The organism is Streptomyces sp. ADI95-16, assembly GCF_003721495.1.
GTDB lineage: Bacteria > Actinomycetota > Actinomycetes > Streptomycetales > Streptomycetaceae > Streptomyces > Streptomyces goshikiensis.
Window position 1 is genome coordinate 7,648,409 of the sequence record NZ_CP033581.1, and the last position, 11,469, is coordinate 7,659,877.

The following is an 11,469-nucleotide window of genomic DNA, read 5'->3' on the forward strand; positions in this document are numbered from 1 at the left end:
GGGCGGGAGTGACATTCCTGTGACGTGCGGGACGACGACACCGTCCGGGCAGGGCAGCGCGACCGTGCGCCCGCCGTCCTTGAGACGACATCCCCCTCCCGCCACGGCGCCCCGCTCGGTCGGCGGAGCCTTCCGCGGCCGGGGTCAGGCCTTCAGGGCTCGGCCGGCGACGGCCAGGGCGAGGCGGCGGGGTGCGATGCCCGAGGCCAGCGCGGAGAGGCGGTTGCCGATTCCGGCGACCACGCTCGGCGGGGTCGTGCCGCGTTCGAGGGCGCGGAGGGCGGTGGAGACGACCTGCCCGGGCGTGGACATCTTGCCGACGGCCGCGTCCTGGCTGCCGGCCACGTCGAAGAACTCGGTGCTCGTCGGCCCGGGGGAGACGGCGAGCACCCGAAGCGAGGAGGCACGGGTCTCGAAGGCGATCGCTTCGGTGAGGCTGAGCGCGAACGCCTTGGTCGCCCCGTACACCGCCATCGCGGGGGTCGGCTGGTAGGCCGCGGTGCTGGCGAGGGTGACCAGCGCGCCCCGGCCGTCGGCCACCAGGTCGGGCAGGAAGGCGCGGGTCAGGCCGGCGACCGCCGCCACGTTGAGCTGGATCATCCGGTCGATCTGCGCGGGGTCCTGCTCCAGGAACGGGCCGTGGCTGCCGAAGCCCGCGTTGTTGATCAGCGTCTGGATCCGGATCCCGCGGGCTTCGAGCTCCGCGTGCAGGGCCGCGCCCGCTCCGGGCAGGGCCAGGTCGGCCGCGATGGGCGTGGCCCGGATCCCGTGCCGCTTCTCCAGGTCCCGCGCGAGTTCCTCGAGCCGGTCCAGGCGGCGGGCCACCAGCACCACGTCCGCGCCGCGCTCGGCCCACTGACGGGCGAACTCGACGCCGAGTCCCGCGCTCGCCCCGGTGATGAGGGCCACCGTGCCCCGGTAGGTCATCGACATGTCGACTGCTCCACTTCGCTGGGTTGCCGCGTACGACATAATCAATGTAGGCACCGCCAGCATTGTAGTCAATGACAACATTCCAGAGAGGGGTCCGTCTTGACCGTCGACGGGTCGTACCACCACGGCAATCTCAGGGCCGCCCTGCTGGAGCGCGCCGAGGTCGTCCTCACCGCCTCGGGGGCGGAAGGCCTGAGCCTGCGGGGCCTCGCCCGCGACTTGGGCGTGAGCCACGCGGCGCCCTCGCGGCACTTCCGCGACCGGCAGGCCCTCCTCGACGCCCTCGCGGTCAGCGGCTTCACCACGCTGAACGCACGCCTGCGCTCGGCGGCGGCCGGTGGGACCGACGAGAGAGACGAGACCGACGAGCGGGTCGGGACCGACGAGACCGCCGGGGCCGCCGGGGCCGCCGGAGCCGCCGGGCCGGTCGGGGTGCGGCTGGCCGAGCTGGGCCGGGCCTACGTGGACTTCGCCGTCGGGCACACGGCTCTGCTGGACCTGATGTTCACCGTCAAGCACGCCGACGACTCCAGCGCCGAGCTGCGCGAACTCGGCCACGAGAGCCTGCTGATCGTCGCCCGGCTGATGGAGGCGGGGCAGCGGACGGGGGCCGTACGCCCGGGCGATCCCGTCCAGCTCGCCCAGGTCGCCTTCTCGACCGTGCACGGCCTCGCCACCCTCGCCGTCGCCTCGCTCCTCGACGACACCCCCTTGTCCGAGGCGACGGAACTGGCCCTGGAGGTCCTGCTGGCCGGCCTGCGACCCGGCCGCTGAACCCGCCCCCGGCGGTCGGCGCGGCCGGGCGCCCGGTGTGCCTTACCTCGGCTCCAGCAGGACGGACGGCAGCGCGCCCTCCACGATCGGGGTCCTCGGCAGCGAGAGCCCGAAGAACCGCTCGATGACCCCCAGCGCGATCCGGTGCGCCTCGCCCCGGTTCCGCTCGGGGTCCGGAAGACCGGCGGCGGTCAGCCGATCCTGTAGGCGGCGCGCCGTCGCGGGGTCGCCATCGACCCCCGTGTAGCCCCACGACGCGTCCAGGTGCAGGTTGCAGGCGCTCAGCAGGCGGCCGTCGTGGAAGTACGCGAACTGCGGCGGGACCGGCTTGCCGTTCTCCTCCTCGTACTCCAGGAGGCAGACGTGCGCGCCGCCTCGCGAGACCGGCTCCAGCGGGCCGAACTCGCCCGGCCAGCCGCCGTACGCGACCGCGTACGTCCAGTCCCCGGCGCGGCCGAGGCGCAGGCCGATGGCCGCGAAGGCGTCGCCGTAGGTGTCGTCGATGAGTTCGAGCAGGGTGTCCCCGGTGTGCTCCCCGACCGCCACGACGCCGCACTCCGCGCCGTCCACGGCTGCCGCGAGGCGAGCGGCGAGCTCGTCCGGGGTGAGCCCGCGGGCCAGCACCACGTGGTAGCCCCCGAAGGTTATGGACCGGGGGGCGGCGAGCCAGATCGTTCCGTCCGTCATGGCGGCCATTTTGCCCGGCCCCTCTGACAGTGCGGCCCCTCAGCATTCATGGGGCAGCCCTCAGGCGGTGATGGCGGCGACGATCTTGTCGGTCAGCCTGTCCAGGTAGTCGGGCGCGGTCGGCGCGTGCACCACCGCCAGCCGCCAGTAGAGCGGGCCGGCCAGCATGTCCAGTGCGAGGTCGCGATCGACGTCGGCCGGCAACTCGCCCCGCTCGATCGCCCGTTCCAGCATGCCGACCGCCCTGGCCCGGCGGGGATCGCGCACTGCGGCGAGGAGGGCCTGTGCCAGTTCGGGGTTACGGGTGCTCTCTGCGAGCAGGTCGGGGGCGATCCTCGTGGGGAGCCGGTGGCGCAGCGCCGCCGCGGCGTCGGTGACGAACGCGAGTACGTCCCCGCGCAGGGTGCCACTGTCGCCGATCTCGACCGCGCTCGACACGACCTGCGAGATCAGGGCGATGGTCATCGCCAGTTTGGACGGCCAGCGCCGGTAGATGGCGGCCTTGCCCGCTCCGGCGCGCTTGGCGACAGCCTCCAGGGAGAGCTTGGCGTAACCGACCTGGGCCAGTTCCTCGAAGAAGGCGGCCGCGATCGCCTCAGTCACCGAGTCCTGGAGGACCGGTCCTCCAGGGAGCCTGCGTTCGGGGGTCTGCGGTGCGGGTGGGCTCGACATGCTCCGAAACTATCACGAGACGGAACGGTTGCGTCTCGACTGAGTGCCCGTTAGTGTCTGCCTCTAGCCGAGACGCAACCGTTCCGTCTCGCCAAGGTTCCGGGAGTGCGCCATGAAGTTCCTGTTCGACGACGAGTCGTTCTCCTTCGAGACGCTGCGGGCGGCGGGGTTCGCCAACGACGGCGGCTCCGACCTGGGCGAGGTCCTGGCCACCGCCCGCAACATCGGCGAGGGCGACGAGGATGCCTGGCTGCGGGAGTGGAAGAACACCGCGCAGCGCGTCCATGCCATCGGCAGCCGCGCCCTGGCGGCCGGGCACCGGGTCAGTGCCCGCGAGGCCCTGCTGCGCGCCTCGAACTACTACCGCACCGCCGAGTTCTACCGCCGCGACGACCCCGCCAACGACCCCGAGGTCAAGCTCCTGTCCACCCTGTCCCGCGAGACCTTCGCCCAGGCCGCCGCCCTCATGGACACCCCCGTCGAGGCCGTGCGCATCCCCTACCAGGACACCAGCCTGCCCGGCTACCTCTTCCTCGTCGACGACTCGGGCACCCCCCGCCCCACCGTCATCTTCACCAGCGGCTTCGACTCCACCCTGGAGGAGGTCTACTTCGTCGTCGCCGCGGCCGCGCTGCGCCGCGGTTACAACGTGCTGGCCTACGACGGCCCCGGCCAGGGCGCGGCACTGCGCGAACAGGCACTGGTCTTCCGCCCCGACTGGGAGGCCGTGGTGACCCCGGTGGTCGACTGCGCCCTGACCCGCCCCGAGATCGCCCCCGACCGGATCGTCCTGATGGGCTACAGCCTCGGCGGCTACCTCACCGCCCGCGCCGCCGCCCACGAACACCGCCTGGCCGCCCTGGTCCTGGACGACGGCCTCTACAGCTACCACGACGCCAACACCCGGATCATGCCCCCCTTCCTGCGCGAGTGGGTCGAGACCGGGCGCGACGACCTCGCCAACCCCGTGGCCGGCCTGCTCATGACGAGCAGCACCCAGGTCCGCTGGGCGCTGCGCAACGGGGTGTGGACCTTCGGCGCCACCTCGGTGGCGGACTACATCCGCCGCACCACCGACTACACGCTCGACGGCGTCGCCCACCTCATCGACTGCCCCACCCTCATCCTGGACGCCGAGAACGACCAGTTCTTCCACGGCCAGCCCCAGCGCGTCGCGGCCGCCCTGACCTGCCCGCAGACCCTGATCACCCTCCCCGAGGCCGAAGGCGCCGGCGAGCACTGCCACATGGGAGCGATGTCCCGCTTCCAGCAGGCCACCTTCGACTGGCTCGACACCACCCTGTCCACCAACTGACCGACGGCGCCGACCACGAGGAACGCAACGACATGGACCACGCGGCACGACCAGGACAAACGCCCGAACGGCTCGGATTCTTCACCGACGCGGTCTTCGCCATCGCCATGACCCTGCTGGTCATCGAGATCCCCCGCCCCGAGGGAAAGGATTTCGACACCACCGACGGCGACTCCAAGTCCCAGGCCGCCGACCACCTGTGGCACTTCCTCATCCACGAGGCGGGCTCCTTCTACTCCTACCTGCTGGCCTTCCTCGTCCTGTGGATCATCTGGCGCCAGCACCACACCATGCTCGACCGGATCAGCCACGTCCCCGGCCCGATGATGATGCTCCACTTCCCCCTGCTGCTGCTGACCGGCTTCCTGCCGTTCGCCACCACGACCATGGGCCACTACCCGGACAACCCGCTGGCCGCCCTGCTCTTCGGCCTGGTCGTCCTCCTCCTCATGCTGTGCCGCTCGGGCATCCAGACCCAGGCGAGCCGCCACGGCGTCCTGTCCTCACCCGCCGAGGAACCGGCCCAACGGCTCGACAGCACCATCTCCTGGCTGGTCACCGCCTACTGGGGCCTGACCCTCCTCCTCGCCTGGTGGACTCCATGGGTCCAACTCCTCTGGTTCCTCTCCGGCGCCATAGCCCAGGCCCTCACTCCCTTCCTGCGCCCCCACCTCGTCAAAAACCCAGCCGCCCACCCCACCCCACCACCCCGCGTACCGGGCCTTGTCCCACACGGACGAACGCCACCCAGAACGGGCTGACGCCGCAGCGAGCCCGTTCTGAGTGGCGTGACGGGGGTCAGCAGTCGTCGCCGTAACCTCCGCCCCAGCCGCCCCAGTCGTCGTCATCGTCGTCGTACCAGCCGTGGTGGTGGTTGTATCCGTCGTCATCCCAGCCGCCACCGCTCACGTAGGTGACAGAGTGCGTCGGGGTTGCCGCGGAGGCCGAACCAGCCGCTCCGAGGGCGGCGCCGCCAGCCATCAGAACACCGATGGCGGACACGGCGAAGAGCCGCTTCACTCTCAGTGATTGCATGGTCATAACCCTTCCAGTTGTGTGCCGCTCACTGCGGCACAGAGCCGATGCCTCTCGCGCAAGGGATGTGCGCGGACCGCGCGGATGGCCCATCGGATGCGATGAGTGCGTCTCCGTGTCTACACGGCCTCGACGGCCGCGGACCCCTTCTGGGTGGGCGCGCACATGCATGGCCTCGCGCTGTGACGCATGACTGCGGGCCGAGGATGTTCCCCGCAGTTGCGGCTCTCACCTACAAAGGCTAGTCACACACGCGCGACCCGGCATCTTGGGCGGAGCTGCCCGGCCGGGTCCTGGAACGGCCACCCGGCGATCGCTCGCCAGGGACAGCGGCAGGGGCCGGTCCTCCCCGTCTCTCGATGCCGTCGCACCCCCTCTCCCCGACGAGAGGCCGAAGTGCCCTCGTTCGGCGGGCCACTTGTCCACACCCCCTTGCCAACGGCGCTGCGCCGCAGGTGATGTGCGGGCAGCCCGCGCCCGGCTTCGGCGACGCCCGCCCGCCGGAACGGGTACGCGGGCCCGCCCATCAGGGGGCCCGCTTCAGGTGGGTGACGGTGCGTACCGTGTGCGCAGGTCCGTCAGATAGGCGTCCGGGTTCGGGAAGGGCTGGTCCTGGGCGCCGTGGCGGTGCAGGCTCAGGCGGCCGTCGGCGTGCAGGGCCACGGTGGTCGTCGCCCGGCGGGCCGGGCCGTCGGCAGCGTCGTCGGCGGGGTGCGGCCAGCTCAGGACGGGGACGCTGGCGGGGAACATGGCCAGCGCTTCGGCGGAGGTGGCGGCGGGCGGGTGGCCGGTGCGGTTGGCGCTGCTCACGTACAGCACGGGGTGTTCGTCCAGGAGCGGCGCGAGCGGCTGCCAGCGGGCGCCGAAGAGTAGTACCCAGCCGTCCTTGCAGGCGGGTGCGAGCCAGTCGGGCCGCCGGGCCCCGGCGCGGAGCGGCAGCAGCAGGGTGACGTGTTCCTCGGCCAGCAGCCGGCCGGCCAGGGCGATGCCCGTGGCGTCGAGTGCGGTGCGGGCGGTGACGGCGTGGCGGGTGTCGCCGTGGTGCGCCCACAGGGCGACCGGCTGGCCGGAGGGCCTCGCCTTGGCCTCGTTCACCGCCTGCGGCCTGGTGGCGGCGACGACGTACGTGAGCGGAGCGGGGTTCGGCAGCACCACGGCCGCACCACCGCGCAGAGCCCGGCGGGCGTCGTCCAAGTCTGCCGCGTCCCGGGGCGGCAGGGCGGATCCGGTGCTCATCGCGTGTCCTCAGCGGTGCGGTGGGTGAGGCCGTCGAGGTAGTCGGCGAAGGCGTCGTCCTCGACCACGGCCCGGCCGGTGCGGTAGGCGCGCTCCTTGACCCATGCCATCGCCGTACGGGTCCGCTCGCCGTCGAGGGTGTGCCCGAGGCGGGTGGCCACCGCGGTGACGACCCGGGCGCTGGCCAGGTGCGTGAGGACCACGCGCGGGGTGATGCCCAGCAGCTCCTGGGGGTCGTAGGGCTGGAAGAGCCGTGGGTGGACGAACGGCGTGCCCGTGGAGACGGAGCCCACTCCGGTCCCGACGATGGGCGTGGTGACGCCCAGCGGGACACCGGTCTCCCCGGCCACCATCTCCGCGATGACCGGCAGCCGCGTCAGATCGGGCGGCGACCACCACGGGGCGGCGTCCGCTCCCAGGAGTTCGCCGGCGTGCCGGGCGAGCAGGAACAGCAGTTGCTCGGTGGCGACCAGGCCGGCCCGCTCGGCGATGCCCAGCCAGGAGGAGGACACCACCCGGGCCCCCGCCGCCAGCGCCTCCAAGGTGTTGGCCAGCCCCAGCCCGAGATCGTTGTGCGGGTGGGAGGCCAGCACGACCTCACTTCCGGCTTCCGCGCGCACCTGGCGGAACATCTCCCCGCAGCCGGAGGGGAGTTGGGCGCCCACCGTGTCCGCCAGGACGACCAGCCCCGCCCCCGCCCCGGTCATGGCCCGCGCGTAGTGTGCCATCAGTGCGTGGTCGGCACGGGAAGCGTCCGCCAGGCACACGTCCACCGCGACCCCCTCGTCCAGGTCGCGGGCCCGTTTCACGAGATCGACCCCGGCCTGAAGGGCTTCCCGGGCGGCGCGGTGGACCATCACCTCCGCCATCGCCTCCGACGCGGGCACCACCACCATCACCCGGGCATGACGGCTGCCCCGTACGGAAGCCACCGCCTGCTCCAGGTCCCGCCGCGCCCCGCGGCAGACCGCCGCGACGCTCACCGCGCCTTCGGCCTCCCCCGCGACCCGGCGTACGGCTTCGAACTCCTCCCCGCACACCGCGGGGAAACCGGCGGCGAACACCACGTGCCGGGGGCCGTCCGAGCCGAAGATCCGGCCCGTCTCGCGCGCCAGCCGCACCCGGAAACCCGCCGTCATCAGCGTCTTCGCCTGCGCGCCGTCCCGGGCCGACTCCTCCCACAGCACCACCCGCCCCGCACCGGCCGACTCCCGCACCACATCCACCCGCACCACTCCCCACGCGCCCGGGCGCCGGACATCGGGCTGACGCCACCACCTGGTCAACGACCCGTCAGCGCCGTGCACTCGCTCGAACTTACGTTGCCCGTAAGGGACTTGTGGCTCGTGGCCTCAGTCGGTACGCGCGGACAGCCCCGCGAGACCGGTGTCGCGCATGATGCGCCCGATCGTGTCGGCGAGGGAGCTGTCGGCTCCGATGACGGTCTCGAAGCCACCGGGGAGGAGATCGCGCTCGCGGTACCAGTCACGCAGCTCCCGCTCGGTGACCTGGAGCAGAAGGCCGGGATCGGCCTTCGAGGCGTGCCGCGTCAGCGTCTCCTCGATGGGGACGTCGAGGTAGTAGCAGCGCGAGACTCCGCGGTGGGCGTCGAGCAGGCCCGCGAGCATGTCGCCGTACCGGTCGGCGTACAGGATGCCCTCGACCACCACGTGGTAGCCGGCGTCGAGCGCGTACCGGACGGCCGTGCCGATCAGTCCGATGTTGGCGCCGCCGGGCACGTCGCGCTCCCTCAGTACGATCCGCCGCAGGTTGTCCTGGCCGACCAGAGCCAGGCCGCGGCCGAACCGGTCGCGGATCCCCGCCGCCACCGAGGACTTGCCCGAAGCCGAGTTCCCCCGGACGACCACGAGCCGGGTGTGTTCGCTTCCCACGGCCGTCCGGGGCGCCCGGCGCGGTGTCCGCCTGCTGCTTTTGCCGCCGCCACTGCCGCCCGCGCCGGGCAGGAGGCGGGTGCGGTCCGGTCCGTCGGCCCGGTACGGGACGGGGTCCCCGGGCTGGTGGAAGTGGACGGCGCCGGGCCGGCCGGCACGGTACGCGTCCAGGCCGGCGCGACAGTAGGCCACCATCGGCTCGGCCGGGGCGTCGAGGGGGTACCAGCCCATGGCGTCGCACACGGCGGGCTCCATGACGCGCGGCTCACCGCCGAACCGCCGGACCTCGAAGAACAGGCCGATGCGGGCGCCGCCGAAGGGGCTGCGGTGGTGGACGGTGACCGCGAGGGTGACGTCCGCCCGGTCGATGACGACCCCGGTCTCCTCGGCGGCCTCGCGGATCACGGCCTCGACCATGTCCTCGTGGGGGCCGTCGAGATGGCCCGAGGGAAGGTGCCACAATCCGGCGGCGTACACGTCGCCGGCGCGCCGGGAGAGCAGCACCTCGGCGCCCCTCTCGCCGTCGCGGCGCAGGATCAGGTGGACGTCCACGGTCAGCCGGTAGCGCTCGCGGCCGGCCGCCGAGTCGTACGAGGTCACATCGGCTCCGATCAGCTCAGATGCCCCGGTGCCCGGCCGGGCGGTGGGGACGGGTCGGGTCGGGTCGGTGGTTCGGTTCGCGCCGCGGGCTCAGGTCCAGCCGAGTTCGGTGTACGGGCGGCCCGCGCGGATCCCCTCGATCGCGGCCCGGGCGTACGGGACGATCGGGTCCGGCAGGGCGTCCGTCGGCCACCAGCCCCAGGACAGGCACCGGTCCGGTTCGCGCACCTCCGGTGATCCCCGCCAGCGCCGGGCCCGGAAGACCAGCTGCATCCTCGGCTGCGCCCCCGCCCCCTCCACGACGTGCACCAGGTGGGCCAGCTCCACGTCCGCCGGGTCGATGACCAGCCCGGCCTCCTCCCGCGCCTCCCGCACCAGGCAGCTCACGGCCGATTCCCGCTCGCAGTGCCCGGCCAGGAAGTGGTGCGCGGACCCCGCGTACGCGCTGTCCGGATGCCGTAGCCCGAGCAGGACCTGCCCGTCGCGCTCCAGGTAGAGGTGGACGCCGACGACATGGGGAACGCTCCGGGCCGGCGACCCGGACACCCGGCCGGAAGCGGGGGGCCGCCCGGCCGCGTGCCGGCGTACCAGCTCCAGGGTGGCCGGGCTCATCCGCAGGCGGGGCATCGTCCCCGGGTCGAACCAGGCGAGCATCACCCCTTCGGTGAGGGGCAGGGTGGCGGGGTCTCCGCTCCAGCACCCGGCGAAGACCCGCACCGGGACGGTCAGGCCGTCCGTACCGGTGGCCGACTCCACGGCGAGCGGCTCCAGTACGGCCGGTTCGAGTCCGGCCTCCTCGCGCAGCTCACGACGTACGGTCTCCTCCAGCGAGGCGTCCTGCGGCTCGCGGCCACCGCCCAGCAGGGCCCAGGCCCCCGGCTCCCAGATGCCGGGTACGTCGTCTCGGAGGTGCAGCAGGTAGCGGCCCTGACCGTCGTGGATCAGCGCCGAGGCGTTCACCGGTTCGACGCCGCCGTCGAGCCCGGAGGCCAGCAGCTTGGCCCGCAGCGTCGGCGAGCCGACCTGGTCGAAGGGGAGCCACCGCAGCCACCGCGGCCACTGCGACCCCGGCCCCGGCCCCGAATCCTCCTCGGCATCGGCCAGGCAGAAGACGAACCGGAAGTCGTAGTGCCGGTGGGCCGGTGGGCCCTCGGCGGGGCCCGCCTCGACGGCGTGGACGGCGATGTCCAGGGGGCCGCTCAGGAACTCCGCGGTGACGCACAGGGCGCCGGGCGGGATCCCGGCCTCCTCCCGGAGTCCGCGCAGCGCCGCTTCGAGGAGCGTGCGGTCCGAGGCCGCCACCCGCCCACCCGGCGCGCGGGGCGTTTCGCCCGTCGCCGGGTGGTGGATGTGCAGGACCCGCCGGTCCCGGTCGATCACGACGGCGCTGCACGTGACGCGCGCCGGCGGCGCGGCGCGGTCCGTGGCCTCGGACGCGGTCGCCGGCTCCTCCAACAGGGCCGCCAGCAGCTCCCGTTCGCCGGGGTGGCGCTCCAGGTAGGAGGTGACGAGTTCGCGGATGTCGGAGCGGGCGATCGCCAAGGCGGCCTCACAGACGGGGGAGAAGGTGAGCGGGGCGACGCAGCCTCACCGAGAGCGCACCGGCCGGGGGAGGGGCGGAACGGTGCTGTTCGGACACGACCGGAGCTCCAGAGAGGTGGGCTGTTGGTACTGGTGCTCCAAGAACGGCCGCGATCCGGTGCGGGTCACGGCCGGGCGGCGGTGTAGGGGCGGACGTCGATGACCGTCATGCCCGCCGCGCGGGCCGCCTCGATGCCCTCGTCGCTGTCCTCGTACACCGTGCAGCGCGAGGGATGCGCCGCGAGGCGCTCGGCCGCGAGCAGGAAGATGTCGGGCGCCGGCTTGCCCCGCTGGACGTCGTCACGGGTCACCAGGGTGTCGAAGTGCTCCCTGAACGGCTGGTGGCGCAGGGTCTCCTCGATGACGCGGCGCGCCCCGCCGGACGCCACCGCCATCGGGACCAGGCCGTGCATGGCTTCGACGACCCGCAGCACCTCGCGGTGCGGTCGTACGGTGTGCGCCTCCTTGAGGAACAGCTCGTCGCGGTCGGCGACGAGCAGCTCCACGGGGCGGGACGGCGTCAGGGCGCGCTCCTCCACCAGGACGCGGATCATCTCCGCCGAGGAGAGGCCCGTACGGGCGTCGAACCACTCCTGTTCCAGGACCACGCCCTCCGGGGCCAGGACGGCGGCCATGGCCCGGTAGTTGGCGTACTGGCTGTCGACCAGGGTGCCGTCCCAGTCGAAGAGGAGGCAGTCGGCGTGGCGGGGGGCGAGATCGGGATGCATGGGCAACGCACCTTCG

The 11,469-nt window shown here is 73.0% G+C and carries 12 protein-coding genes and 1 pseudogene; 3 read left to right on the forward strand and 10 right to left on the reverse strand.

What is annotated here, in order from left to right; all coding sequences use genetic code 11:
• Nucleotides 1–144 precede the first annotated feature (144 nt).
• Nucleotides 145–933, reverse strand: a complete 789-nt coding sequence (locus tag EES41_RS34030; protein WP_123081734.1) for an SDR family oxidoreductase — start codon at nucleotides 931–933, stop codon at nucleotides 145–147.
• Nucleotides 934–1,032: 99 nt separating this feature from the next.
• On the opposite strand from EES41_RS34030, the gene EES41_RS34035 reads away from it, so the two are divergent.
• The gene (locus EES41_RS34035) at nucleotides 1,033–1,707 is read left to right on the forward strand and encodes a TetR/AcrR family transcriptional regulator (protein ID WP_123081735.1); all 675 of its coding nucleotides are present in this window, start codon (nucleotides 1,033–1,035) and stop codon (nucleotides 1,705–1,707) included.
• Between the two features lie 42 nt (nucleotides 1,708–1,749).
• On the opposite strand, the gene EES41_RS34040 is transcribed toward EES41_RS34035, so the two are convergent.
• Nucleotides 1,750–2,394, reverse strand: a complete 645-nt coding sequence (locus EES41_RS34040; RefSeq protein WP_164496021.1) for a DUF6461 domain-containing protein — start codon at nucleotides 2,392–2,394, stop codon at nucleotides 1,750–1,752.
• Between the two features lie 60 nt (nucleotides 2,395–2,454).
• Nucleotides 2,455–3,066: a TetR-like C-terminal domain-containing protein gene (locus EES41_RS34045; RefSeq protein WP_123081737.1), complete on the reverse strand. Its 612-nt coding sequence runs from the start codon at nucleotides 3,064–3,066 to the stop codon at nucleotides 2,455–2,457.
• Nucleotides 3,067–3,178: 112 nt separating this feature from the next.
• On the opposite strand from EES41_RS34045, the gene EES41_RS34050 reads away from it, so the two are divergent.
• A complete protein-coding gene (locus EES41_RS34050; RefSeq protein WP_123081738.1) occupies nucleotides 3,179–4,381 on the forward strand; it encodes a S9 family peptidase in 1,203 nt (400 codons plus the stop codon).
• Nucleotides 4,382–4,413: 32 nt separating this feature from the next.
• Entirely contained in the window at nucleotides 4,414–5,142 is a 729-nt protein-coding gene (locus EES41_RS34055; protein ID WP_123081739.1) for a TMEM175 family protein, read from the forward strand.
• Between the two features lie 37 nt (nucleotides 5,143–5,179).
• Here the strand turns inward: EES41_RS34055 and EES41_RS34060 are convergent, their stop codons facing one another.
• The 7 genes and pseudogenes from EES41_RS34060 to EES41_RS34085 form a co-directional block, all read right to left on the reverse strand.
• Complete coding sequence (locus EES41_RS34060) at nucleotides 5,180–5,416, reverse strand: hypothetical protein (protein WP_124290632.1); 237 nt, start codon at nucleotides 5,414–5,416, stop codon at nucleotides 5,180–5,182.
• 540 nt (nucleotides 5,417–5,956) lie between these two features.
• Complete coding sequence (locus tag EES41_RS34065) at nucleotides 5,957–6,652, reverse strand: Sua5/YciO/YrdC/YwlC family protein (RefSeq protein ID WP_123081740.1); 696 nt, start codon at nucleotides 6,650–6,652, stop codon at nucleotides 5,957–5,959.
• A complete protein-coding gene (locus tag EES41_RS34070) occupies nucleotides 6,649–7,878 on the reverse strand; it encodes a 2-isopropylmalate synthase (protein WP_123081741.1) in 1,230 nt (409 codons plus the stop codon). Before EES41_RS34070 ends, EES41_RS34065 begins: the two co-directional genes overlap by 4 nt.
• A gap of 126 nt (nucleotides 7,879–8,004) precedes the next feature.
• Nucleotides 8,005–8,544 (reverse strand): kinase, encoded by a 540-nt coding sequence (locus tag EES41_RS43310; RefSeq protein WP_254211820.1) that lies wholly within the window; start codon nucleotides 8,542–8,544, stop codon nucleotides 8,005–8,007.
• Nucleotides 8,545–8,760: 216 nt separating this feature from the next.
• Nucleotides 8,761–9,144, reverse strand: a pseudogene (locus EES41_RS43315) (NUDIX domain-containing protein); the annotation flags it as partial.
• Between the two features lie 90 nt (nucleotides 9,145–9,234).
• Nucleotides 9,235–10,686, reverse strand: coding sequence for an NUDIX domain-containing protein (locus EES41_RS34080; RefSeq protein WP_123081743.1), 1,452 nt, complete (start codon nucleotides 10,684–10,686; stop codon nucleotides 9,235–9,237).
• A gap of 164 nt (nucleotides 10,687–10,850) precedes the next feature.
• Nucleotides 10,851–11,453, reverse strand: coding sequence for an HAD family phosphatase (locus EES41_RS34085; protein ID WP_123081744.1), 603 nt, complete (start codon nucleotides 11,451–11,453; stop codon nucleotides 10,851–10,853).
• Nucleotides 11,454–11,469: the final 16 nt, after the last annotated feature.